The following is a 23,030-nucleotide window of genomic DNA, read 5'->3' as shown; positions in this document are numbered from 1 at the left end:
ATGTCGGAGCGAGCCAAATTCGGAGGGCGACTCATCGCGACAGCTCCTTCAGCCCCAGTCGGATGAGCTTGGCGCTGTCTGCCCCTTCGCCGCCGTTCTTCAGCGCGGCGGCTACCGCATTGGCGGCCTGATCGCGGGAATAGCCGAGATTGGTGAGAGCCGAGACGGCATCGGCGACCGGGGCGGAGGCGACGCCTTCGCCGAGTTCCTGCTTGAGCCCGATATTGGCGGAGGCCTCGCCGGCAAAGGCAGGCGCCTTGTTCTTTAATTCGGTGACGAGGCGCAGTGCCACTTTCGGACCGACTCCGGGAGCGCGCGAGATCGCCGCCTTGTCCTGGAGCGCGATGGCATTGGCCAGTTCCGATGGGGTCAGGGTCGAAAGGACCGCCAGCGCCACCTTGGCGCCGACGCCCTGCACGCTCTGCAAGAGGTTGAACCATTCCCGTTCCAGCGCGCTCATGAAGCCGAAGAGCTTCATCTGGTCTTCGCGGACATAGGTCTCGATGAAGAGCACCACCGCTTCGCCGGCCGAGCCGATGCGCGAAAGGGTTCGCGCCGAGCAGTGCGCGACATAACAGACGCCGTGGACGTCAACGAGGACGTAGTCATCGCCGATTTCGTCGATGGTGCCTTTGAGTTTGCCGATCATGGGAAGGTCCGTGGCTGTCGCGTTACAGCGGATGGGTTTCGGGGGAGATAAGGGGCACGTCGGGAAAGTAGGTACGGTAGCCCTTGGGGTCCCTGGTCAGGATCTTGTGATTGCGGATTGCGGCGTGGGCCCCGATGAGAAAATCAGGGAGCACGCGATCACGTCCGCCACCGGCGCGGCGATAGATGCGAAAGGCCACGCCGGCTGCGAAGGCGGCGGCCCATGGCAGGTTCTCCCGATGGAAATCTGAGGACGGAAGCAGTTCCTCAACCTCGTCGCGATCGGAATACCGCACCGAAAATTCCGAATAGATGATCGGGTTGATCACAAGCGGCTCGTCTTTGGCCAGCCGCATCATCTGCCCGCGTGACCAAGTCAGCCACACTGGATCGCGCACCGCGACATCGACCAGCACATTGGTGTCGACCAAAACAGCCATGGTTCAGCGATCCCTGGTCAGCTGCATCAGAGCGTCTGCATCGAGCTCCGGATCGCCAGTCCCTTCCAGTCGTGCCAAGCTCTCCATCAGCCCGGCCAATCGCTTCTGCTCCTGCAGTGCCTCGGTTCCGTGTTTCGGGCTCAGCATAAGCCGGCCATCTTCGACGGTGAACACGACTTCGGAATTGGGTTCGATCCCGACCAGCTCGCGCAGATCGCGGGGAATGGTCACCTGACCTTTTGATGTCACACGCATGGATTGCCTCCGGTGAGGTAAGAATAATTCTTACCGACGGAACAAGTCAAGAACAAATCACGCTGACGCCAGAACCTGGCGCATGCGTTCGCCGCCTCTGTTGTGCGCGTGGCAAATGGCGATGGCGAGCGCATCGGCGGCGTCGTTGCCCTTGAATTCGGCCTTCGGCATCAGGATCTTCAGCATCATGTGGATCTGCTGTTTCTCGCCGTGGCCGACGCCGATTACGGCCTTCTTCACGGCGTTGGGCGCGTATTCGGCGACCCGGAGGCCTGCGCGGGCCGGCACCAGCATGGCGATGCCACGGGCCTGACCAAGCTTCAGTGTGGCGACCGCGTCCTTGTTGACGAAAGTCTGCTCGACCGCCGCCTCATCCGGCTTGTAACTGTGGACGACCTCTGCGAGGCCATCGTGAAGCTGGCAAAGACGCGAGGCGAGGTCCATGTCGCCGTCCGAGGTTACCGTACCGGAGGCGACGAAGCGCAGCGAGTTTCCGAGCGTCTCGATGATGCCCCAGCCGCAACGGCGGAGGCCCGGATCTATGCCGATGATGCGAATCGTGGAAGTCATGGGAAATCCTAGTTCAGTTCCCGGCAGATGTGCCAGTCAAATGTGAACAAAGCAAAAACATCCGCGGTGATTATATTTTATTACAATCGCCTCTTGGGTGCCCCTCCGGGGCTGACTACATAAGGTGCAAGCATCGAACAGGACCGCCGCCATGATACCGTTTTCCATTCTCGACCTTTCTCCCATTGCCGAGGGGCACTCCGTGCGCGAGGCGCTGGACGCGTCGCGCAGCCTTGCGCAGGCCGCCGAGAAGAATGGCTATCGCCGGTTCTGGTTGGCCGAGCATCACGGCATGCCCGGCATTGCCAGCGCCGCAACCTCGCTCGTCATTTCACATGTCGCAGCCGGCACGGAGAGCATCCGCGTGGGCTCCGGCGGCATCATGCTGCCCAACCACTCGCCGCTCGTGGTCGCCGAGCAGTTCGGGACGCTGGAGGCGCTTTACCCCGGGCGGATCGAGCTTGGTCTTGGCCGCGCGCCAGGGACCGACATGCGCACGGCGCGTGCCCTTAGGCGCAATATGGAAGCGGGCGCTGAAAGCTTCCCGCATGACATCCTTGAACTGCAGCGGCTGATGGGCGAGCCGGACGAGGAGGGTGGGCTGATTGCCGTACCTGGTATGAACAGCCATGTACCGATCTGGCTTTTGGGTTCCAGCCTCTATAGTGCTCACCTCGCGGCTGCGCTTGGTTTGCCTTATGCCTTCGCTTCGCATTTCGCGCCTGACCAACTTCTCGATGCCGTTGCCATCTACCGCGAGCGCTTCCAGCCGTCGGCGGCGCTGCAGAAGCCTTATGTCATGGTGGGCACGATGGCGGCGATTGCCGAGACAGATCGGGAGGCCGAGCATCTCTTCACGTCTGCGCAGCAGCAGTTCGTCAATCTGCGACGCAATATCCGCCGACAGTTCCCGAGACCGGTCGAGACGATGGACGGCTTCTGGACGGAAATGGAGCGTATCGGTGTCGAGCACACACTGCGCTACGCGATCGTCGGATCGCCGGAGACCGCAGCCGACAAGCTGTCCCGCTTCATCGCCGAGGTGCGGCCCGATGAGATCATCGTATCGACACCGGTGCATGATCTAGAGGCCCGCATCCGGTCTGTCGAGCTCTTTGCCGGCTTGCGAGAAGGCGTCAGGGAGGCGGTCTGAGGCCCCCTCATATTACGGGGTTTCGCCGGAATTTTTTACGAGCGCTTAAGAGCTGAGGGTGATTGTTTCCGCATAATTGGGGAATCCGTCGCAATTTGCGATGGATCGATAATGTGACGGAGGCCGGGCTCTGCCGGGTCATCCGGGGGAACAGTCATGACAGCTCGCATCCATTCGCTTTCTTTCAAGGTCATCGCCGTCTTCTTGGTGCTGACCTTCGTCACCGTGGCGCTTCTCAACGTCTTTGCCTATCGCAGCTCGAACCAGCTGTTCGCAGAGCAGACCGAAAAAGCCATGGCCAGCACGCTGACTTTCCGCGGCGACCTTTTGACCGAGAAACTGCAGGCACTGGAAAACCAGGCGGCCTCGATCGCCAAGATCGAAACGCTGCAGCAGTCGCTGACCGGCCTGAAAAGCGGCTGGAATACGATCACGAAAAGCACCGGTGACGCAAAAGCGGAGTTGCAACGGATTTTCGTCACCGAAAACCCGCATCCGGCCGGTGAACGCGAGAAGCTGATCAAGCCTGAAGGGCCAAGCGGCTTTTATTACTCCACGCATGAGACGACGCAGACCCAGGTCGCGGCCTATCTTGACGGGACCAGTTTCAGCGACATGCTGATTGCCGATCAGAACGGCAATGTCATTTATTCGTACAAGAAGGGCCCTGCCTTCGGCGAAAATATCACCAGAGGCAATCTGGCCGAAACAGGGCTCGGCCGCGTCTACCAGAAATCCGCCGAGGCGGCCGCGAACTCCGTCGATGATGTCGTCGGCGTGAACTTCTCCGGCCTTTCCGTCGGTGCCGATGCCAATGCGCCGGACATTTATTTTGCCGTCCCGCTGGTCAAGCTCGGAGGCTTCAAGGGCAGCCTGATGTTCCAGGCGAAGGCGGAGGTCTTCGTCAACCTTCTGTCCAAGGGCATTGTCGCAGGCAGCAGCCAGCAGGCCGCCATTCTCTCGGGCGAAGGAACCGGCATCGCGCTCGACGCTTCCGGAAAGCTCACCGATATCCGTGCCGATTTCGCAGCCTCGGGTGACGGTATTGCCATACAGCCGGGTGAGCGAGCCGAGGGGCCGGCGCTCATTTATGGTCGACAGATCAGCTTTGGTGACCAGACATTCATTGTCACCGAGAGCCTCACGCAAGCGGAATTGGCCCAGGGTTCGGTTCGCATCGCCACCATTCTCTTCATGGCCGGTCTGATTGCACTCTGCGTGCTCGCTGCCGCCACCTGGGCCTTTACGCGCCGGCTCTTTGCACCGCTCGAGCGCCTCGTCGCGTTTACGGGAGCCGTGGCCGACGGCAAGATCGATCAGCCTGTCGAAAATCAGGAGCGTCGCGACGAGATCGGCAGCATGGCCCGCGCGCTCGAGCGCTTCCGTCAGGCGCTCATCGAGCAGCAGAGACTGTCGGTCGAGCGCCGGGAGGAACGCGCCCGTGCGGAAGACGAGCGCCGGCAGAGGATGGAAGAGCGGGATCAGGAGGCACGGACCCTGCAGGAGGTCGTCGAGACGCTCGACCTGGGGCTCGACAGGCTTGCCGCCGGGGATCTGGCGTTCCGCATCGAGCAGCGTTTCCCCGCCGATCTGGAGGGGCTGCGTTCGAACTTCAACAAGGCAATCGAGACGCTGAGTGCCACCCTTGGCGGCATCGGCGGGAACTCGGTTGCGGTGCGTGAGGGCTCCGAGGAGATGCGGGCCGGGGCAGATCAGCTTGCGGAGCGGACCGAGCGTCAGGCTGCGGCGATCTCCCAGGCGGCAACGGCGATCCAGGAGATTACCAGCGCTGTGAAGACGCAGATCGCGCGCGCCGAAGAAGCCGAGCGCATTGCACGCGCGGCCAAAGACGACACTGCCATGTCGGGCCACATCATGCGCGACACGATCGCGGCCATGGAGGCGATCCAGGGCTCGTCGCAGGAGATCAACAAGATCGTTTCCGTCATCGATGAGATCGCCTTCCAGACCAATCTGCTTGCGTTGAATGCCGGTGTCGAAGCGGCCCGGGCTGGCGAAAGTGGCAAGGGTTTTGCAGTGGTGGCGCAAGAGGTTCGGGAGCTTGCACAGCGCTCCTCGAATGCGGCGAAGGAGATTGCCAACCTGCTGTCCAAGTCGCGCGGGGAAGTGGATCACGGCGTGAAGCTTGTCGAAAAGGCGGGGCACGCGCTCGATGGCATCGGCTCGCATGTGTTGTCGATCAACAGCCATATCGGCGAGATCATGGAGTCGACACGCGAGGAGGCGCAGACCCTCGTCGACATCAATACTTCCGTGAACCAGCTCGACGCGATGACACAGCAGAATGCGGCGATGGTCGAGGAAACGACCGCGGCCATTCACCGGCTTGCCGGGGAGGCGGCCGAGATGGACCAGCGGCTGGGGCTGTTCAATCTGGGCAGTGACAGAGGTCAGGTAGGCCAGCGGGCCGCCTGAGGCGGAACACGCATTCGGCTTGGATTTAGCGGGCGCGGTTCCTTTGGAGTCGCGCTCTTTCCTTTTGATCTCTCGGAGACGCAAGTATCAAGGTAAGCAAATGGATAAAGGTTAGAGTTAAGAACTGTAGTTAATCCCAACTTAACCTTTCCGCTCCATTATCTGTGCCAATTCAGGATGTCGGGCGTGGACACCCTGACGCCACAACGCTGGGACTTGGAGTATCCTGTCATGACGAAAACCATTCTTGCCGCGGCGACGCTTGCTCTGCTTGCCAGCTCGGCCGCCTATGCTGCAGATGTTTATCAGCCCGAACCGCAGCCCGTTTATGTCGACGCTCCGGAAGTCGCCGTGGCAGAAGCCTCCGGCTGGTACCTGCGCGGCGATCTCGGCTACAGCTTCAACAAGATGCGTGGTGCCAAGTTCTTCCAAGGCGGCAACGAGACGGATGCCGACTTCACCACGGCTTCGATCAAGGACAGCTTCTGGGTCGGCGGCGGTGTCGGCTATCAGATCAACAACTACCTGCGCACCGATCTGACATTTGACTACATGTTCAAGTCTGATTTCAAGGGCTCGACCAGCGGTGAATGTGGTGCAGGTCCCGGCATTCCATGCACATCTTCGGATTACTCCGCGATGCGCGCATACACGCTGATGGCGAACGCCTATGTCGACCTCGGCACTTACGCCTATTTCACGCCCTACATTGGTGGCGGTATCGGCGGCTCCTATGTAAAGTGGGATAAGCTCCGCAACACATCGTGCGAAACCGCCGATCCAACGAACTGCGACGACACCGTCGAGCATGGCGGCAAGGGAAGCTGGCGCTTCGCCTACCAGCTGATGGCCGGTGCCTCGATCGACGTCACCTGCAACGTCAAGGCCGATGTTGGTTACCGCTTCCGTCACACCGCTGGCGGCGACATGTTTGGCTTCTCCACGGGAAGCGGTCCGGGCTATGACAAGGGCTTCTACAGCCACAGCGTTCACGCTGGTGCGCGTTATGTCTTCGGTGGTTGCGAGACCCCCGTTGCCTATGAGCCGCCGCCGGAACTGCCGGTCTACAAGTAATAGGCCATCGAAGATCTCGACGAACGCATGCCGAAAGGGCCCCTCGGGGCCCTTTCTTGCGTCAGGCCTACAGGATGCCGGTTCGTCGCAAGATCCACCATGACAGGATCACGGATATCAGAATGAAGCCAAAGGCATAGGCTGTGCCATGCAGCCCTTCGGAGAAGGGGAGGGCGGTGGTGTTCATGCCGAAAAAGCCTGTCACAAGCGATGGCGGCAGCAACAGCGCGGTCATCAGCGACAGAATGTAGAGGTGGCGGTTCGTCTCGGCGCTCTGTTTGCTGTCCAGCTCCTCATGCAACAGGCGTGCCCGGTCGGCGAGCGCGTAGACATCCTGGTCGACCGCTTCGAGACGCGCTGCGAGGCGGGCCAGACTATCCTCCATATCTTCGGAGAGATCCTCATCGTCGGCCGCCGCCGCGCGGCGCATGACAAGCAGCATGGTGCGCAGGTGCCGATGCAGCCTCACGATCAAACGACGGACAGGTGTGAGCCGTCGCCGCTCGTCACGCAATTCGCTGCCATAGACCTGATCCTCTATCTGGTTCAGTTCTTCCGTCAACTCCAACACCACGGCGATGAGCCCCCGTTGAAACTCGGCCACCAGGAGTTCGAAGACCTGCAAGGGCGAGCCATATCGGGTGGCGTTCTTGTCGACGGCCGCCCGCACCTTGTCGACGGACCGGATCGGCTGGAGCCTGGTGGTGATGATGAACCGCTCAGAGAGCGCGAAATGCAGCCAGCCGATGTCGCGGGTGGTCGAGTCGAATTCGCGCTGGAAGTCGATCAGCGTGCCGAAGAGCAGGCCCTCATCAACCGAAAGCGCTGCATGGGTGTCATGCGTCGTGAGCGCCGCGATTGCCGGTGGCGTCAGCCCGTCGAACTGTTCGAGAAAGGCACCGACGCGTCCATCCGCCAGGTTGAGGTGAAGCCAGATGAAGCCATCGCCGGGCTCAGCTTCTGCAAGCGAACATTCCGCGGGCAGTCGTTCGCTCCTCTCGCCAGGCCTGATCCGATAGGCCCAGACGAGACCCGGAATGGTGCTGCTCAGGGGAAACATCAAAAGGGCTCCATTGCGGCTGCGGAATCTGGCCGGTCGTCTGGCTGATGCGCCAGCTGTGTGAAGGATTGATGACAGCTGCGGATGGCGAAGACCCCCATGCCTGGCGCGGACGGAACAAAAATTTTGCTGCCCGCGACGCAGGCCCGCTTGACTGAATGAGGCGACAGGAGTAGTTCCGACGGCGGGACACCTCTCCCCAACGAGAGGCTAATTACCTGGAAGGGTATCTATATGGCTGATATCGTCGCCCCCGCCGCGCGTCCGGCGAATGCTCACTTTTCTTCTGGCCCCTGCTCGAAGCGCCCTGGTTGGTCGCTTGATGCGCTTTCCGATGCCCCGCTCGGTCGTTCGCACCGCGCCAAGGTCGGCAAGGAAAAGCTGAAGCTGGCCATCGACCTTACCCGCGAAATTCTGAACGTTCCCGCTGACTACCGCATCGGCATTGTTCCGGCCTCCGATACGGGCGCCGTCGAAATGGCCATGTGGTCGCTGCTCGGCGAGCGCGGCGTCGACATGCTCTCCTGGGAAAGCTTTGGCGCCGGCTGGGTCACCGATGTGGTGAAGCAGCTGAAGCTTGCCGATGTTCGCAAGTTCAATGCCGACTACGGCCTTCTTCCGGACCTGGCGCAGGTCGATTTCGACCGCGACGTCGTCTTCACCTGGAACGGCACCACCTCTGGCGTCCGCGTTCCCAATGCCGATTTCATCCCTGATAATCGCAAGGGCCTGACCATCTGCGACGCCACATCGGCTGCCTTCGCGCAGGATCTGGACTTCTCCAAGCTCGATGTCACCACCTTCTCCTGGCAGAAGGTTCTGGGCGGCGAGGGCGGTCATGGCGTGATCATCCTCAGCCCGCGCGCCGTCGAGCGCCTGACGACCTATGTGCCGGCCTGGCCGCTGCCGAAGATCTTCCGCATGACCTCGGGTGGCAAGCTGATCGAAGGCATCTTCGTCGGTGAGACGATCAACACGCCGTCGATGCTCTGCGTCGAGGACTATATCGATGCGCTCAAGTGGGCGAAGTCGATCGGTGGCCTGGACGCCCTGATCGCGCGTGCCGATGCGAATGCCAAGGTGATCTTCGACTTCATCGAGAAGAACGACTGGATCGCCAATCTCGCCGTCGACCCGGCGACGCGCTCCAACACCTCGGTCTGCGTCAAGATTGTCGACCCCGCAGTGACGGCACTCGATGCCGATGCCCAGGCGGCCTTCGCCAAGGGCATCGCGAGCCTTCTCGAGAAGCAGGGTGTCGCCTATGACATCGGCGCTTACCGCGATGCGCCGGCTGGTCTTCGCATCTGGGCCGGTGCCACGATCGAGACTGCCGACATGGAAGCGCTGATGCCGTGGCTGTCTTTCGCTTACGAGACCCAGAAGGCGTCTCTGGCCAAGGCTGCTGCCTGATCCTAGCCGATTTCGGCTCCGCCTGACCGGCGGAGCCCCGCAATTCTCATCATCTCATTCAAACGAACTCTCTCAAGGAGGCCTCGTCATGGCACCTCGCGTTCTCGTATCCGACGAACTCTCGGAAACCGCCGTCCAGATCTTCCGTGATCGCGGCGTCGAAGTGGACTTCCAGCCGAAGCTCGGCAAGGACAAGGAAAAGCTCGCCGAAATCATCGGCAACTACGATGGTCTCGCCATCCGCTCGGCTACCAAGGCGACGGAAAAGCTGATCGCGGCTGCGACGAACCTCAAGGTCATCGGCCGCGCCGGCATCGGTGTCGACAATGTCGATATTCCGGCCGCCTCCAAGCGCGGTATCATCGTGATGAACACGCCGTTCGGCAACTCGATCACGACCGCCGAGCACGCCATCGCCCTGATGTTTGCCGTTGCCCGCCAGCTGCCGCAGGCCGATGCCTCGACCCAGGCCGGCAAGTGGGAAAAATCGAAGTTTATGGGTGTCGAGATCACCGGAAAGACGCTCGGTGTCATCGGCGCCGGCAATATCGGCGGCATCGTCTGCAAGAAGGCGATCGGCCTTGGCATGCATGTCATCGCCTACGACCCTTTCCTCTCGGCTGAACGCGCTCAGGAAATGGGTGTCGAAAAGGTCGAGCTGGACGAACTCCTGCCGCGCGCGGACTTCATCACCCTGCATGTGCCGATGACCGACAAGACCCGCGGCATTCTCGGCAAGGAAAACATCGCCAAGACGAAGCCCGGCGTACGCATCATCAACTGCGCCCGCGGCGGTCTGGTGGACGAGGCCGCACTCGCCGAAGCCATCAAGTCCGGCCATGTCGCCGGTGCCGGCTTCGACGTCTTCGAAGTCGAGCCCGCAACCGAGAGCCCGCTCTTCGGCCTGCCGAATGTCGTCTGCACGCCGCATCTCGGCGCCTCGACCACGGAAGCCCAGGAGAATGTCGCTCTGCAGGTCGCCGAGCAGATGTCGGATTACCTCATCAAGGGTGCGGTCTCGAACGCCATCAACATGCCGTCGATTACGGCCGAGGAAGCGCCGATCCTGAAGCCCTTCATCCGCCTCGCCGACGTGCTTGGTTCGTTTGCTGGCCAGATGACCGAGAACCCGATCAAGGAAATCGAGATCCTCTATGACGGTGTCACCGCCGGCATGAACACCAAGGCGCTGACCTCGGCATTGCTTGCCGGTCTCATCCGCCCGCTGGTTGCCGACGTCAACATGGTCTCCGCACCGATCATGGTGAAGGAGAAGGGCATCATCGTTTCCGAGGTCAAGCGCGACAAGACCGGTGTCTATGACGGCTATATCAAGCTCACCGTCACCACCGAGAAGCAGACCCGTTCGGTCGCCGGTACCGTCTTCTCCGACGGCAAGCCGCGCTTCATCCAGATCAAGGGCATCAACATGGATGCCGATGTCGGTCCGAACATGATCTACATCTCCAACACCGACGTTCCCGGCATGATCGGCTTCATGGGCTCCACGCTCGGCAATGCCAAGGTCAACATCGCGAACTTCCAGCTCGGCCGCGACAAGGAAGGCGGCGACGCCATCGCACTGCTTTACGTCGATGGACCGGTCGATCAGGCCGTGCTCGACCAGTTGACGGCAAACCCTGCCATCAAGCAGGCCAAGCCACTGGTCTTCAACGTCGATTGATCGACAGTCGAATAGGAAATCGAAACGGCGCGGGACCCAACCCGCGCCGTTTTCGTTTGGGGCATAACCCGATCGGACTGCTTTTATATATGGAAAATAATATGCGTTGAACTGACGCATGGCGGGTTGTCGCATTGCTTCTGCGATGCGAGGGTATAGTTGATGTTTATCATCTCCGGGAGGAGAGAAGGAAAGGACATCCCATGTTCGAAAACTTCGACGCCCAACTCCTGGCACGCATACAGTTTGCCTTTACCGTATCGTTCCACATCATATTTCCCGCCTTTTCCATCGGGCTTGCGAGCTATCTCGCCGTGCTCGAAGGCCTCTATCTCTGGAAGGAAGACAAGGTCTATCTGGAGCTCTTCGACTTCTGGAAGACGATCTTTGCGGTCGCTTTCGGCATGGGGGTCGTGTCCGGCATCGTGATGTCCTACCAGTTCGGCACCAACTGGTCGGTGTTTTCCGACAAGGCTGGACCGGTCATCGGGCCGTTGATGGGCTATGAGGTGCTCACTGCCTTCTTCCTGGAAGCGGGCTTCCTCGGCGTCATGCTGTTCGGGCGCAACCGGGTCGGGCCGGGCCTGCATTTCTTCGCCACGCTCATGGTCGCCTTCGGCACGCTGATCTCCGCGACCTGGATACTCTCGGTCAATTCCTGGATGCAGACGCCTGCAGGCTTCGCCATGAACGATGTGGGCCAGTTCGTGCCGACAGACTGGTGGGCGATCGTCTTCAACCCGTCCTTCCCCTATCGCCTTGTGCATATGGTGATCGCAGCCTACCTCACCACGGCTTTCGTGGTCGGTGCCGTCGGTGCCTGGCATCTCCTGAGGGGCACGGCACCACGGCGTGCGGGCAAGATGTTTTCGATGGCGATGTGGATGGCGGCGATCGTCGCGCCGATCCAGATCTTCGCCGGCGACATGCATGGCCTCAACACGCTGGAGCACCAGCCGGTCAAGGTCATGGCCATGGAAGGCCATTTCGACAGCCATCCGGATGGCGCGCCGCTGATCCTGTTCGGCATCCCGAACACGGAAGAGAAGAGGGTCGACTACGCGCTTGAAATCCCGAAGCTTTCGAGCCTGATCCTCAAGCATGATCTCAACGCGCCGCTGGCCGGTCTCGATACGATCCCGGACGACAAGGAGCCGCCGGTCGCGATCGTCTTCTGGTCGTTCCGTGTGATGGTGGCGATCGGCTTTGCCATGCTCGGCGTCGGCGTGTTCTCGCTCTGGTGTCGCTGGAAGGGCACGCTGCATTCCAATCACTGGCTACATCGCGTCGCTCTGGTCATGGGACCTTCCGGCTTCGTTGCGGTGCTGGCGGGGTGGATCACGACCGAGGTCGGGCGCCAGCCCTATACGGTCTACGGCCATCTCCTCACGGCCGACTCGGTCTCGCCGATCGCAGCCCCCGCAGTGGCAGCCTCGCTGATTGCCTTCATCATCGTCTATTTCATCGTCTTCGGGGCTGGCACCTTCTACATTCTGCGCCTGATGGGCCGCCTGCCGCGCGATCCGATGCCGGATCTCGACGATGGTCCGATTCGTACATCCGGCACCACTCCGGCATCTCAGACTGGTCATCATGGAGGCAAGCATGCCCATTGATCTTCCCTTCATCTGGGCGGGCATCATCGCCTTTGCCGTGCTCGCCTATGTCATCCTCGACGGCTTCGATCTGGGCGTCGGGATCCTCTTTCCCTTCTTTCCTGAGAAGCACGAGAAGGACCTGATGATGAATTCGGTGGCCCCCGTCTGGGACGGCAACGAGACCTGGCTGGTGCTCGGCGGGGGAGGACTGCTTGCCGTGTTCCCGCTCGCTTATGCGACGATCCTGCCGGCACTCTATGCGCCGATCATCCTGATGCTGCTCGGCCTCATCTTCCGCGGCGTCGCCTTCGAATATCGCTGGCGCACGCAAAGGGCGGAGCATTTGTGGAACTGGGCCTTCACCGGCGGCTCTGTCGTTGCGGCCTTCTTCCAGGGCGTGGCGCTCGGGGCGCTGGTGCAGGGCATACCGGTGACCGATCGCGCCTATTCCGGCGGCTGGTGGGACTGGTTGACGCCGTTTTCGCTGGCAACGGGCGTGGCACTGGTCATCGGTTATGCACTGCTTGGTGCCACCTGGCTCGTGATGAAGACCGAGGGCGACATTTCCGAGCGCGCGCGGGGCCTTGCCCTGCCACTCGCCTTCGCGACCGTGGGTGCCATGGGCGTCTTCAGCCTCTGGACGCCGTTCCTGGAGGCGCCCTATTTCGAGCGCTGGTTCGGTTATCCCACGATGATCTTCTCGATCATCGTCCCTGCATTGGTGCTCGGCTGCCTCTATGTGATCGTGAGGGGGCTGAAGAGCGGACATGATGCGCGGCCATTCATCGCCGCACTCGGCCTCTTCGTGCTGGGCTATGCCGGCATCGGCATCAGCTTCTATCCCTATATCGTGCCGTCCTCGCTGACGATCTGGGAGGCAGCAGCCCCCGACGAGAGCCTTGCCTTCCTGCTGGTCGGGGCGGTCGTCCTGGTGCCGATGATCCTCGGCTACACGGCCTATGCCTATTGGGTCTTCCGCGGAAAGCTCAAGCCCGACGAGGGCTATCACTGATGGACAAGCGCCTTCTTCTCAGCCGTCTCCTGTGGTTCGTCGGCCTATGGGCCGGCGGTGTTCTCGCCATTTCGATCGTCGGTCTGATCATCAAGTTCTGGCTCAACGGCTGAGCTTGATCACCTGAAATTCAATGGAATTTCCAGGGCTCACTCTTCAAAAGAGGGTGAGCTCTCTCCATATGGGAGCCAAGCTCTTAAAGGAGCACAGAGACTGTTTCGAGGAGGACAGGAAACACCTATGCGTCAATACGCAAAAACTTTCGCGACGCTCGCGCTCGGCATGATGGTCACGCTCGTGGCCGTCGATTTCGCCGAAGCCCGTCGCGCTTCAGGCGGCTTCGGCAGCCGTGGCACGCGCACCTTCAACCAGCCTGCGATCACCCGCACGGCGCCAGCACCGGCTGCTCCGATCGAGCGCACGATGACGCCGCGCACCAATGCCAACCAGCCGGGTGCGGCCCAGTCGACGGCGGCCAACCAGGCAGCGCGTCCGGGCGGCCTGTTCGGTGGTCTCGCCGGTGGCCTGATGGGCGGTCTGTTGCTCGGTGGTCTGTTCGGCATGCTGATGGGCACGGGCTTTGGCGGTGGCTTCGGCTTCCTCGGCCTGCTCCTGCAGGGCCTGTTGATCTTCTTCCTGATCCGCTTTGCCATGCGCATGTTCGCCAATCGTCAGGCGCCGGCATCGGGCCCAAGCGGCGGTCCCGGCTTTGGCGGCTTCGGTGGCATGGCGCGCGATAACCAGAGCGGTGACCAGCCGCGTCCGAGCTTCCAGATCCCGAAGATCGGCGGCGGTGCTGCGCCAAGCGCTGCAGCCTCGCGCTCCGGTCCGGCCGACGAACTCGGCATCACGCCGAAGGATCTCGAGCGCTTCGAGGAACTGCTGAAGGAGATGCAGCGCGCCTATGCTGCGGAAGATTACGGCGCGCTGCGCCGGATCACGACGCCGGAAGCCATGTCCTATCTGGCCGAAGAACTCAGCGAAAACGCCACCAAGGGCGTCAAGAACGAGGTGCGCGACGTGCATCTGGTCCAGGGCGACGTGGCGGAAAGCTGGGCCGAGGATAAGATGGAATATGCGACTGTCGCCATGCGCTACGAAGCGATCGACTATGTCGTCGACCGTCAGTCCGGCGCCGTGGTCGAGGGTGATCCGAACACGCCGTCCGAGTCGGTCGAAATCTGGACCTTCGCCCGCCGCCCGTCCACCCAGTGGCAGATCGCGGCGATCCAGAGCGCGAACTGATCTTCAGCTGTATGGCTAAAATAACCTCCCCGTCGGGTTCGGCGGGGAGGTTTTTTGTTTTGGGCGTTATGTTGATGGCTGGGGTACCCCCCTCTGTCACTTCGTGACATCTCCCCCACACTGGGGGAGAGTGGCCACCACCGCCGTGGCCGCCTGACCGTTGTGAGGAGTATCAATTACGGAACGGTTCTGACATGCGGGGACGTCGCGGCTTTCGACTCTCCCCCCGTGTGGGGGAGATGCCCGGCAGGGAAGAGGGGGCAACCCCCAAGCCGACGTCAACCGGCGAGCAACCAGACTAATGCCTCACCCTCAACCCGGGCACTGCTGCAGCTGCTTGGCGTAAGTGTAAGTAATATCCGTGAAACGCTTCGCGCCGCGCAGAGCCTCCGGGCGCTTGTTGTAGGCGCCGCGGAGATAGCCGGTGTGGCCGGAGTGATAGGCGAGGTAGAGCTTGTAAGGGTCGTTCAAGGGAATGTTGACCTTCGTCGCGCTCTCGCGGTGATACCAGCCGATGAAGCGGATGGCGTCGGCAAAGTCGGTCCGGCGGGCGCCCCAGCGGCCGGTTTCGCGCTGGTAGCGTTCCCAGGTACCGTCGAGGGCCTGCGAATAGCCATAGGCCGTCGATGGGCGCTTGCCGGGGATGAAGCCGAGATGCCATTTGCGCGGCGGCTTGGCGTTATGGCGGAAGCTCGATTCCGTATAGATCGTCGCCATCAGGATCGGCACCGGCACGCCGTATTCGCGCTCGGCGGCGATGGCGGCCTTGCGCCAGTTGTTGAACAGCCCGTCGCGCTGCTCGAAGATCGCGCAGGCATTGCGGGTCTGGGATGGCGGCTTGGCACAGGCCGACAGCATCAGCATGACGCCGAGGGCGGAATAGAGAGCGGTACGCATGACAAAACCTCGCTACAGGCCCTCCATCCTATTCATTAAAATTTAACGAAAGGTTTTCTTAACCGCCCCCGGATCTCGCATCCCCGATCCGGGGTGGGGAACACTGCGCGCGACATCAGGTTTCCTTCCCGTGACCAACAGCAGAAGGAGGCGAAGCCGATGTCCATTCGAGCCATGATCGAAACCCATCCCCATATGGACGGGGAAGCGAACGAGGCACTGATCGCCTGCATCAAGGCCTGCTTCGACTGCGCCCAGACCTGCATCTCCTGCGCCGACGCCTGCCTGGGCGAGACCATGGTGGATGAGCTTCGCCAGTGCATCCGGTTGAACGAGGATTGTGCCGATATCTGCCTGGCCACGGGGCAGGCCGCCATCCGCCGCACGGGGCGTAACGCCCAGGTGCTGCAGGCGCTTGTCGAAGCCTGCGCCCGCGCTTGTGCGGCCTGCGCGGAGGAATGCGGGCGCCATGCCGAAATGCATGCCCATTGCCGCATCTGCGCCGAGGCCTGCCGCGCCTGTGAAGATGCCTGTCGACAGACAATCAACCCCATACAATGAGGCGTTGACGCCGGTCGCATTTGCACCCAGTCTGCCGGGCGATCGCGGGGCAGCGAGGAGGGACGGGGCAGTCCTTGTCCGGCGATCGCAGGTGGACGTTCGTCCGGGAGTGAGGAAATCAAAGCATGCAGCAAGTCGGCATCGGCATCATCGGATGCGGCAATATTTCAGGCGCTTATCTCAAGGCGCTCCAGCATTTTCCAATCCTGAAGGTCTGCGGCATTGCCGATCTGAACAGCGAGCTTGCCGCAAGCAGGGCTGCGGAATTCGGCGTTCCGGCACGCACGATCGACGAGCTTCATGCCGATCCCGAGGTTGCCATCATCGTCAACCTGACGATCCCCAAGGCGCATGTCGAGGTGGGTCTGAAGGCTCTCCAAGCCGGCAAGCATGTCTATTCGGAGAAGCCGCTCGGCGTGACCTTCGCCGAGGGCAAGCGGCTTGTCGAGACAGCGAAGACTCTCGATCTCCGCGTCGGTTCGGCGCCCGATACCTTTCTCGGTGGCGCGCATCAGACGGCGCGCGGGCTGATCGACCAGGGCCTCATCGGCCAGCCGATCGGCGGCACGGCCTATTTCATGTGTCCCGGCCATGAGCGATGGCATCCGAACCCGGACTTTTACTACGAGGCCGGTGGCGGGCCGATGCTCGACATGGGGCCCTACTACATCACCGATCTCGTCAACCTCTTCGGTCCGGTCGAGAAGGTTGCGGGCTTCGCCACGAAGGTGCGGGACACCAGAAAGATCGGCAGCGAGCCGCGCCGGGGCGAGACGATCCCCGTGCATGTGCCCACGCATGTCGCGGGGCTGATGTCCTTTGCCAACGGGGCAGTGGTGCAGATCTCCATGAGCTTTGATGTCGCCGCCCATTGGCACAAGCCGCTCGAGGTCTATGGCGCGGAGGGCACGCTGATTGTGCCCGATCCCAATCATTTCGGCGGCGATGTCTTCGTCCTGCCGCTGACGGGCGAGGCGCAGGGCAAGCCCGTGACGCTGCCCTATTCCGAAGGCAATTGGCGCTCGCTCGGCGTGGCCGACATGGCGCATGCCATTCTCTCCGACCGCCCGCATCGGGCAAACGGCGATCTGGCGCTGCATGTGCTTGAGGTCATGGAAGCCTTCCAGACGGCGTCCGACCGGGGCGAAACCGTCAAGATCACCACCAGCGTCGAGCGGCCGGCGCCGCTCGAACAGTCGCTCGTCGATGGCCTGATCGGCCGCTGAGTTCATTTTTCAGAAGGATGTTTTCATGCGCCAGGTTCTGATTTGCTGGGGCGGCTGGGATGGGCACCAGCCCGACCAATGCGCGGCCATCGTCTCCGACATGCTGCAGGCGGAAGGGTTCACCGTCCGCGTCGAGGCGGGCACGGAGGCCTTTGCCGATCCCGCGATCCGCGACTACAGCCTCATCGTGCCGATGCTGACGATGACCAAGATCGAGAAGCCTGAAATCGAGAACCTGGAGCTGGCCGTGCGCGGCGGCGTCGGCCTCGGCGGCTTTCACGGTCAGGCGGGCGACAGTTTTCGCGATTGCGTGCAGTATCAATACATGATCGGGGGCCAGTGGGTCGCTCATCCCGGCAATATCTATGATTACAGGGTCAACATCGTGAAGCCCGAGGACCCGCTCGTCTCCGGCATCGGCGATTTCCCCTATCGCTCCGAGCAGTATTACATGCATGTCGACCCGAACAACGAAGTGCTGGCGACGACGACCTTCACCGGCGAGCACGATACCTGGATCGACGGACATGTGATGCCGGTCGTCTGGAAGCGCCGCCACGGGCAGGGCAGGGTGTTCTACTCCTCGCTCGGCCACCAGGCGGCGGAGTTTGAGGTGCCGCAGATGCGGGAGATTGTACGGCGTGGGCTGGTTTGGGCGGCGCGGTGAGGGCGGACTAGCCGATCAGCCAACCGCGAATTGCGGCCCAGTTGTTCAGGATGACGATCACGGCGGTCGCAATCGACAGCATGGCGGCGGCCTTGCCCATGGTTGGAAGGCTGTTGACGCGGCCTTTCAGCTCGCCGAACTCGATCGCCGAAGGTGCTGCGCGCAGCATGCCCTTGATCTCGGCGGTATCCTGCAGGACCCGCTTCATATCGTCTTCGAGGGCTTTGACACGCTGTTCCATGGCATCAAATGTGCCACCGCCGTCGCTGTCTTTCAAGGCGGCTGCCGTCGCTATGCGGCGCTTCGGCGTTTCGTTTGCCATGGCGTATCATCCAATCACGGAGTCACTGCGACTGGCTGCAATCTTTGCGGGAAATTGGTTGGGCGTCAAGAAGCGCCTGTGATCAGCGGAGCCGTAAGGCTGCTCTGATTCAATTCATTCTACCAAGTCAATGAGAACTAAGAAGTTATGGTAGCGGGGGGCGGACTTGAACCGCCGACCTTGGGGTTATGAATCCCACGCTCTAACCACCTGAGCTACCCCGCCACACATCGAACATTCGGGCCTTGAGGCCGTCGCCGTCCGAAGCGATGGGCGGCTTATAAGGCGAGGGTCCGATCAAAGTCAAGCGCGGTTTGGGCAAAAACAGCGTGGCTTTCCACCGGCTTGCGCGAAGACCTTGAGAGCGGCCCGAAAGCCTTGGGCTCAGGCCGCCACGGGGCTGGCGAGAAGCGCCTTCAGCGCGCTTTCGGCCGTGCCTGAGCGTTCCGAGCGCTCGATGAAGCCGCCGCCATAGACGCGGGCGTCGGCGCCCGGTGCCGAATAGAGCACGCAGGCCTGACCGGGGGCGACACCGGCTTCGCCGATTTCGAGATCGACATAGACGCCCTTGTCGTCGGCATGCAGCACGGCCGGCGTCGGCGGACGGGTGGAGCGGACCTTGGCAAAGCAGGCGAAACCGCCCGCGGCTTCTTCCGTGATCGGACGATCGCCCAGCCAATTGATGTCGCGCAGATAGACGCGGTGGGTTTCGAGCGCTTCCTTCGGTCCGACGATGACGCGGCGCGAGCGGGCGTCGAGATAGATGACATAGAGCGGTTCGCCGGTGGCGACGCCCAATCCCTTCCGCTGGCCGATCGTGTAATGCAGGATGCCTTCGTGATTGCCCAGCACCCGGCCGTCGAGATGGACGATCTCGCCTGCTAGCGCCGCATTCGGCTTCAGCTTGTTGATCACGTCTGCATATTTGCCCTGGGGCACGAAACAGATGTCCTGGCTGTCGGCCTTCTGGGCGACGACGAGGCCCATCTCTTCGGCAAGCACGCGGACTTCCGCCTTCGACATGGCGCCGAGCGGGAAGCGCAGATAGTCGATCTGCTCCTGCGTGGTGGCAAAGAGGAAATAGCTCTGGTCGCGCTCGCTATCGATCGGGCGGAAGAGGGCGCGGTGGCCGGGATCGTTGGCGAGCGGCACGGACTTCGAGCGGATGTAGTGGCCGGTCGCCAGCGCATCGGCGCCGAGCTCCCTGGCGGTCGCAAGCAGATCGGCGAACTTGACCGTCTGGTTGCAGGCGACGCAGGGGATCGGCGTTTCGCCGGCGACATAGCTTTCCATGAACGGGTTGATCACGGTGTCGCGGAAGCGCTGTTCGTAGTCGAGCACGTAATGGGGAATGCCGAGCGTTTCGCAGACGCGGCGGGCGTCGTCGATGTCCTGACCGGCGCAGCAGGAGCCGGCGCGATGGACGGCGGCGCCATGGTCGTAGAGCTGCAGCGTGATGCCGAGGACGTCATAGCCCTCGCGCTTCAGGATGCCGGCGACGACGGACGAGTCCACGCCGCCCGACATGGCGACGACAACGCGCGTATCTTCCGGTCTCTTGTCAAAATCCAGCGTGTTCACGGGCTTCGTCTCTGTGCTTCATGCGACCGTTCAGCCCGCAATGCGCGGGGATGTGGCTTCAGGCATTGCGGGCTTTTTCGCCCGCGGCCGGTACCGGTCCGATTGTTGACGGATATAGAAAGGATTGCTTCTTCGTGCAAGAGCAGCGATTCGCGGGGCTTGCCCCAGGGAGGTCCAGAATGCCCGTAAAGATGACCGTCACGCCCGAGAGCTTCCCGATCGCGGGGACGTTCACGATTTCGCGCGGGTCGAAGACCGAGGCCAAGGTGGTCACGGTGCGGCTGACGGATGGCGTGTTTGTGGGCCAAGGCGAATGCGTGCCTTATGCGCGCTATGGCGAGACGGTGGAGAGTGTCGTCGAGGCGCTTTCGGCGCTGGTGCAAGAGGTGGCCAAGGGACTGGACCGGGCCGGGCTGCAGAGCAGGCTGAAACCGGGTGCTGCGCGCAATGCGCTGGACTGCGCCTTCTGGGATCTCGAAGCCAAGCGCGCTGGTAAGCCTGTCTGGCAACTTGCGAAGTTACAAGAGCCGAGGCCGCTGTCGGTCACCTATACGCTGTCGCTCGGCACGCCTGAGAGCATGCAGGCTGCGGCGGAGAAGGAAGCGCATCGGCCGCTGTTGAAGGTCAAGCTCGGCGGGGAGGGCGATGTCGAGCGCATCCGGGCCGTCAGGGCCGGCGCGCCGAACTCTGCGATCATCGTCGATGCCAATGAGGGGTGGAGCCTCGATCAATACAGGGCGCTGGCGCCTGTCTTTCTCGATCTCGGGGTGAAGCTCGTCGAGCAGCCTTTTCCGGCGAGATCTGATGATGCGCTTCTCGGCCTTGATCGGGTCCTGCCCGTCTGCGCCGACGAGAGCTGTCACGACACGGCGTCGCTTACCGCCCTCATGGGCAAGTATGATGCCGTCAACATCAAGCTCGACAAGACGGGCGGGCTCACCGAGGCGCTTGCCATGCGCGATGCGGCTGTTGAAGCCGGTTTCGACATCATGGTCGGCTGTATGGTCGGCACCTCGCTTGCCATGGCCCCGGCGTTTCTGATCGGACAGGGGGCGGCCTTTGTCGATCTCGACGGGCCGCTGCTTCTGGCGCGGGATCGGGAGCCGGCGATTGCCTATGACGGCGCGGTGATGCCGCTGCCGCCGCGTGGGTTGTGGGGGTAGAATTCTCCACTCGCGCTTTGCCATGCAACACCCCCCTCTGCCCTGCCGGGCTCCCCCACAAGGGGGGAGACTGGCCGAGACGCTGGCCTGTCGCTCTCCTTTGGGATTGCTGAAGGGAGCGGCAAGCGCGGCGCCTGCTCTCCCCCCTTGTGGGGGAGATGTCACGCAGTGACAGAGGGGGGTGTTGGCGAAGCCCGCAGCGGTGCGTCTGGGTTAAGCCCTCCCCCTTGTGGGGAGGGTTTGGGAGGGCCTTTGGGGAGGGGTTGGGAGGGGATTTTCTTCAAATGAAAGCCCGAATCTCAGCTCTTCGCCATCCAGATCACATGCTTCTTGCCGCGACCAGTTCGGCCAGCTCTCACCGGAATCTCTTCCACCCCATAGCCGCAGTCCTTCAAGCGGCGTGTGAACCTGGGGTCCGGACCCTGCGACCAGACGCCGAGTACGCCGCCGCGGGTCAGCGCTACCTTGGATTTGCGAATCCCTTCATAGGAATAGAGGCAGTCGTTCTCTTCGCGGGTGAGGCCGTCGGGGCCGTTGTCGACGTCGAGCAGGATGGCGTCGAATTGCCCCTTCGACTTCGCAATCAGCGCGCCGACATCGCCGACATGGACGCTCACGCGCGGGTCGTCGAGGCTGCCGGCATAGATTTCGGCCATGGGTCCGCGCGCCCAGTCGACGACGGCGGGCACGAGTTCGGCGACGGTGACCTTCGCATCCTCAGGCAGAACGGCGAGGGCGGCGCGCAGCGTGAAGCCCATGCCGAGGCCGCCGATCAGGATATGCGGGCGCTTGTGATCAGCGATGCGTTCGTAAGCCAGGGTGGCGAGCGCTTCCTCGGAGCCACTGAGGCGGCTGTTCATCAGCTCGTTGGTGCCGAGCATGATCGAGAATTCCGTGCCGCGTTGCTTCAGGCGCAATTCGCCGCCGCCGGGTATCTTGGCCGTGTCGAGCTGGATCCAGGGGAGCATGGGTGACGTCCTGATGATGATGGTGGCTGCGGCTGCCCGTATCACGAGGCGGCACCGGCGTTCAATGTCGCAGGCGTACCGCTCGTCGTCTTCGAGGCTTGCGGGAATGGCTGCTTCCGGGGATAGCTTCACTCTCCCGGCCATCGCGCCGGTCGATTGATACCCGAGGAGACTGTCCATGCCCGCCCCCGTGAACCCCTTCAAGAAAGCGCTCCGCGAAGACACAGGCCTGCTCACCGGCCTCTGGGTGGCGCTTGCCAATCCGCATTCGGCGGAGATCTGCGCCGGGGCCGGCTTCGACTGGATCCTCATCGATGCCGAACACGGGCCGAACGACATTCCGCTGATCGCCGCCCAGCTTGCCGCCGTCACCCGCCATCCCTCCCATCCGGTCGTGCGGCTGCCGATGGGCGAGCCATGGCTGATCAAGCAGGCGCTCGATATCGGCGCGCAGACGCTGATGATCCCGATGGTCGAGACGGCGGAGCAGGCGGAGTTGCTGGCCAAGGCGCTGCGTTATCCTCCGGATGGTATCAGAGGCATGGGCGCGAGCCTCGGGCGCGCCTCGAACTTCGGCCGGATCGCCGACTATGCCGAGACGGCCAATGCGCAAGTCTGCCTGATCGCCCAGATCGAAAGCCGGCTGGGTGTCGAAAATGTCGATGCGATTGTCGCCACGGAGGGTGTCGATGCGATCCTGATCGGTCCGGCCGATCTCTCTGCCGACATGGGTTATGGCGGGAAGGCGACCGTGCCGGAGGTCATGGAGACGGTCGAGATGCTGATCGGCAAGATCAAGGCTGCCGGCAAGCCGGCGGGCATCATGACCGGTGACCCTGAGATGATCGCGCTGGCGCGCCGCGCCGGCGTGCGCTTCATGGCGAATGGGACGGATACCTGGTTGTTGGCCAATGCGGCTGCGGCCATGGCCGAGAAGATGCGCGGCGCCGAAGCCGCCGACCCGTCTACGGCTCCAGAGACGGGCGGCTATTCGTAACCTGTGGTGTGACCTGTCCAGATGACGTCCGGCCTCCGCTCGGGGGCACGCGTCCTTGCC

General features: G+C 62.3%; 22 protein-coding genes and 1 tRNA gene. 13 read left to right on the top strand and 10 right to left on the bottom strand.

Annotated elements, in window-relative coordinates:
- Positions 1–31 precede the first annotated feature (31 nt).
- From ruvA to ruvC, 4 genes are read right to left on the bottom strand one after another with little or no spacing between them, the layout of a single operon-like run.
- Complete coding sequence (gene ruvA / locus M1E12_RS12855; protein WP_310241592.1) at positions 32–649, bottom strand: Holliday junction branch migration protein RuvA; 618 nt, start codon at positions 647–649, stop codon at positions 32–34.
- Positions 650–671: 22 nt separating this feature from the next.
- Positions 672–1,088, bottom strand: coding sequence for a type II toxin-antitoxin system VapC family toxin (locus M1E12_RS12850; RefSeq protein ID WP_479562066.1), 417 nt, complete (start codon positions 1,086–1,088; stop codon positions 672–674).
- Positions 1,089–1,091: 3 nt separating this feature from the next.
- Positions 1,092–1,343, bottom strand: a complete 252-nt coding sequence (locus tag M1E12_RS12845) for an AbrB/MazE/SpoVT family DNA-binding domain-containing protein (protein WP_113458473.1) — start codon at positions 1,341–1,343, stop codon at positions 1,092–1,094.
- A 57-nt stretch (positions 1,344–1,400) separates the two neighbouring features.
- Complete coding sequence (gene ruvC / locus M1E12_RS12840; protein ID WP_136538201.1) at positions 1,401–1,913, bottom strand: crossover junction endodeoxyribonuclease RuvC; 513 nt, start codon at positions 1,911–1,913, stop codon at positions 1,401–1,403.
- Between the two features lie 151 nt (positions 1,914–2,064).
- On the opposite strand from ruvC, the gene M1E12_RS12835 reads away from it, so the two are divergent.
- The 3 genes from M1E12_RS12835 to M1E12_RS12825 all read left to right on the top strand — a co-directional run bounded on the left by M1E12_RS12835 (position 2,065) and on the right by M1E12_RS12825 (position 6,576).
- Entirely contained in the window at positions 2,065–3,066 is a 1,002-nt protein-coding gene (locus M1E12_RS12835; RefSeq protein WP_479562065.1) for an LLM class flavin-dependent oxidoreductase, read from the top strand.
- Between the two features lie 156 nt (positions 3,067–3,222).
- A complete protein-coding gene (locus M1E12_RS12830) occupies positions 3,223–5,502 on the top strand; it encodes a methyl-accepting chemotaxis protein (protein WP_479562064.1) in 2,280 nt (759 codons plus the stop codon).
- Positions 5,503–5,733: 231 nt separating this feature from the next.
- Positions 5,734–6,576: an outer membrane protein gene (locus M1E12_RS12825; RefSeq protein ID WP_310241602.1), complete on the top strand. Its 843-nt coding sequence runs from the start codon at positions 5,734–5,736 to the stop codon at positions 6,574–6,576.
- Between the two features lie 67 nt (positions 6,577–6,643).
- Here the strand turns inward: M1E12_RS12825 and M1E12_RS12820 are convergent, their stop codons facing one another.
- Positions 6,644–7,636: a transporter gene (locus M1E12_RS12820; RefSeq protein ID WP_479562063.1), complete on the bottom strand. Its 993-nt coding sequence runs from the start codon at positions 7,634–7,636 to the stop codon at positions 6,644–6,646.
- 234 nt (positions 7,637–7,870) lie between these two features.
- Between M1E12_RS12820 and M1E12_RS12815 the strand changes: the two genes are divergently transcribed.
- From M1E12_RS12815 to M1E12_RS12795, 5 genes are all read left to right on the top strand, one after another.
- On the top strand, positions 7,871–9,049 hold the full coding sequence (locus M1E12_RS12815) for a phosphoserine transaminase (RefSeq protein WP_479562062.1): 1,179 nt from the start codon (positions 7,871–7,873) through the stop codon (positions 9,047–9,049).
- Positions 9,050–9,137: 88 nt separating this feature from the next.
- Positions 9,138–10,733: a phosphoglycerate dehydrogenase gene (gene serA, locus M1E12_RS12810; RefSeq protein WP_113458466.1), complete on the top strand. Its 1,596-nt coding sequence runs from the start codon at positions 9,138–9,140 to the stop codon at positions 10,731–10,733.
- 203 nt (positions 10,734–10,936) lie between these two features.
- On the top strand, positions 10,937–12,349 hold the full coding sequence (locus M1E12_RS12805) for a cytochrome ubiquinol oxidase subunit I (RefSeq protein WP_479562061.1): 1,413 nt from the start codon (positions 10,937–10,939) through the stop codon (positions 12,347–12,349).
- Positions 12,339–13,343, top strand: a complete 1,005-nt coding sequence (gene cydB / locus M1E12_RS12800) for a cytochrome d ubiquinol oxidase subunit II (protein WP_479562060.1) — start codon at positions 12,339–12,341, stop codon at positions 13,341–13,343. The genes M1E12_RS12805 and cydB overlap by 11 nt, the downstream gene beginning before the upstream one ends.
- A gap of 240 nt (positions 13,344–13,583) precedes the next feature.
- On the top strand, positions 13,584–14,588 hold the full coding sequence (locus M1E12_RS12795) for a Tim44 domain-containing protein (protein ID WP_479562059.1): 1,005 nt from the start codon (positions 13,584–13,586) through the stop codon (positions 14,586–14,588).
- Positions 14,589–14,900: 312 nt separating this feature from the next.
- Here M1E12_RS12795 and M1E12_RS12790 read toward each other — a convergent pair whose 3' ends face one another.
- Positions 14,901–15,485 carry a transglycosylase SLT domain-containing protein gene (locus M1E12_RS12790; protein ID WP_479562058.1) on the bottom strand — a complete coding sequence of 195 codons (585 nt, stop codon included), beginning with the start codon at positions 15,483–15,485 and terminating at the stop codon, positions 14,901–14,903.
- A gap of 159 nt (positions 15,486–15,644) precedes the next feature.
- On the opposite strand from M1E12_RS12790, the gene M1E12_RS12785 reads away from it, so the two are divergent.
- The 3 genes from M1E12_RS12785 to M1E12_RS12775 all read left to right on the top strand — a co-directional run bounded on the left by M1E12_RS12785 (position 15,645) and on the right by M1E12_RS12775 (position 17,939).
- Positions 15,645–16,046 (top strand): four-helix bundle copper-binding protein, encoded by a 402-nt coding sequence (locus M1E12_RS12785; protein WP_479562057.1) that lies wholly within the window; start codon positions 15,645–15,647, stop codon positions 16,044–16,046.
- Between the two features lie 125 nt (positions 16,047–16,171).
- The gene (locus M1E12_RS12780) at positions 16,172–17,272 is read left to right on the top strand and encodes a Gfo/Idh/MocA family protein (RefSeq protein ID WP_479562056.1); all 1,101 of its coding nucleotides are present in this window, start codon (positions 16,172–16,174) and stop codon (positions 17,270–17,272) included.
- A 25-nt stretch (positions 17,273–17,297) separates the two neighbouring features.
- The gene (locus M1E12_RS12775) at positions 17,298–17,939 is read left to right on the top strand and encodes a ThuA domain-containing protein (protein WP_479562055.1); all 642 of its coding nucleotides are present in this window, start codon (positions 17,298–17,300) and stop codon (positions 17,937–17,939) included.
- 7 nt (positions 17,940–17,946) lie between these two features.
- On the opposite strand, the gene M1E12_RS12770 is transcribed toward M1E12_RS12775, so the two are convergent.
- The 3 genes from M1E12_RS12770 to mnmA form a co-directional block, all read right to left on the bottom strand.
- Complete coding sequence (locus M1E12_RS12770; protein ID WP_479562054.1) at positions 17,947–18,261, bottom strand: hypothetical protein; 315 nt, start codon at positions 18,259–18,261, stop codon at positions 17,947–17,949.
- Positions 18,262–18,409: 148 nt separating this feature from the next.
- A tRNA-Met gene (locus M1E12_RS12765) sits at positions 18,410–18,486 on the bottom strand.
- Positions 18,487–18,645: 159 nt separating this feature from the next.
- On the bottom strand, positions 18,646–19,842 hold the full coding sequence (gene mnmA, locus M1E12_RS12760; protein WP_479562053.1) for a tRNA 2-thiouridine(34) synthase MnmA: 1,197 nt from the start codon (positions 19,840–19,842) through the stop codon (positions 18,646–18,648).
- Positions 19,843–20,021: 179 nt separating this feature from the next.
- Between mnmA and dgcA the strand changes: the two genes are divergently transcribed.
- Positions 20,022–21,005, top strand: a complete 984-nt coding sequence (gene dgcA / locus M1E12_RS12755; protein WP_479562052.1) for an N-acetyl-D-Glu racemase DgcA — start codon at positions 20,022–20,024, stop codon at positions 21,003–21,005.
- 299 nt (positions 21,006–21,304) lie between these two features.
- On the opposite strand, the gene M1E12_RS12750 is transcribed toward dgcA, so the two are convergent.
- Positions 21,305–21,973 (bottom strand): spermidine synthase, encoded by a 669-nt coding sequence (locus tag M1E12_RS12750; protein WP_479564881.1) that lies wholly within the window; start codon positions 21,971–21,973, stop codon positions 21,305–21,307.
- Between the two features lie 178 nt (positions 21,974–22,151).
- On the opposite strand from M1E12_RS12750, the gene M1E12_RS12745 reads away from it, so the two are divergent.
- Positions 22,152–22,970 carry an HpcH/HpaI aldolase family protein gene (locus tag M1E12_RS12745; RefSeq protein ID WP_479562051.1) on the top strand — a complete coding sequence of 273 codons (819 nt, stop codon included), beginning with the start codon at positions 22,152–22,154 and terminating at the stop codon, positions 22,968–22,970.
- Positions 22,971–23,030 lie beyond the last annotated feature (60 nt).

The organism is Rhizobium sp. K33 (genome assembly GCF_056501445.1).
The sequence above is the reverse complement of the archived record's forward strand: the minus strand, read 5'-3'. Positions and strand labels throughout refer to the sequence as shown.

Bases quoted from the DNA above. Each gene is read 5' to 3' on its own strand.
- M1E12_RS12750 (WP_479564881.1), bottom strand. From the start codon at position 21,973: ATGCTCCCCTGGATCCAGCTCGACACGGCCAAGATACCCGGCGGCGGC.
- M1E12_RS12820 (WP_479562063.1), bottom strand. From the start codon at position 7,636: ATGTTTCCCCTGAGCAGCACCATTCCGGGTCTCGTCTGGGCCTATCGG.
- ruvC (WP_136538201.1), bottom strand. From the start codon at position 1,913: ATGACTTCCACGATTCGCATCATCGGCATAGATCCGGGCCTCCGCCGT.
- M1E12_RS12785 (WP_479562057.1), top strand. From the start codon at position 15,645: ATGTCCATTCGAGCCATGATCGAAACCCATCCCCATATGGACGGGGAA.
- M1E12_RS12815 (WP_479562062.1), top strand. From the start codon at position 7,871: ATGGCTGATATCGTCGCCCCCGCCGCGCGTCCGGCGAATGCTCACTTT.
- M1E12_RS12795 (WP_479562059.1), top strand. From the start codon at position 13,584: ATGCGTCAATACGCAAAAACTTTCGCGACGCTCGCGCTCGGCATGATG.
- M1E12_RS12845 (WP_113458473.1), bottom strand. From the start codon at position 1,343: ATGCGTGTGACATCAAAAGGTCAGGTGACCATTCCCCGCGATCTGCGC.
- M1E12_RS12850 (WP_479562066.1), bottom strand. From the start codon at position 1,088: ATGGCTGTTTTGGTCGACACCAATGTGCTGGTCGATGTCGCGGTGCGC.
- M1E12_RS12790 (WP_479562058.1), bottom strand. From the start codon at position 15,485: ATGCGTACCGCTCTCTATTCCGCCCTCGGCGTCATGCTGATGCTGTCG.
- M1E12_RS12830 (WP_479562064.1), top strand. From the start codon at position 3,223: ATGACAGCTCGCATCCATTCGCTTTCTTTCAAGGTCATCGCCGTCTTC.
- dgcA (WP_479562052.1), top strand. From the start codon at position 20,022: ATGCCCGTAAAGATGACCGTCACGCCCGAGAGCTTCCCGATCGCGGGG.
- ruvA (WP_310241592.1), bottom strand. From the start codon at position 649: ATGATCGGCAAACTCAAAGGCACCATCGACGAAATCGGCGATGACTAC.
- cydB (WP_479562060.1), top strand. From the start codon at position 12,339: ATGCCCATTGATCTTCCCTTCATCTGGGCGGGCATCATCGCCTTTGCC.
- M1E12_RS12835 (WP_479562065.1), top strand. From the start codon at position 2,065: ATGATACCGTTTTCCATTCTCGACCTTTCTCCCATTGCCGAGGGGCAC.
- M1E12_RS12775 (WP_479562055.1), top strand. From the start codon at position 17,298: ATGCGCCAGGTTCTGATTTGCTGGGGCGGCTGGGATGGGCACCAGCCC.
- M1E12_RS12745 (WP_479562051.1), top strand. From the start codon at position 22,152: ATGCCCGCCCCCGTGAACCCCTTCAAGAAAGCGCTCCGCGAAGACACA.
- serA (WP_113458466.1), top strand. From the start codon at position 9,138: ATGGCACCTCGCGTTCTCGTATCCGACGAACTCTCGGAAACCGCCGTC.
- M1E12_RS12780 (WP_479562056.1), top strand. From the start codon at position 16,172: ATGCAGCAAGTCGGCATCGGCATCATCGGATGCGGCAATATTTCAGGC.
- M1E12_RS12825 (WP_310241602.1), top strand. From the start codon at position 5,734: ATGACGAAAACCATTCTTGCCGCGGCGACGCTTGCTCTGCTTGCCAGC.
- M1E12_RS12805 (WP_479562061.1), top strand. From the start codon at position 10,937: ATGTTCGAAAACTTCGACGCCCAACTCCTGGCACGCATACAGTTTGCC.
- M1E12_RS12770 (WP_479562054.1), bottom strand. From the start codon at position 18,261: ATGGCAAACGAAACGCCGAAGCGCCGCATAGCGACGGCAGCCGCCTTG.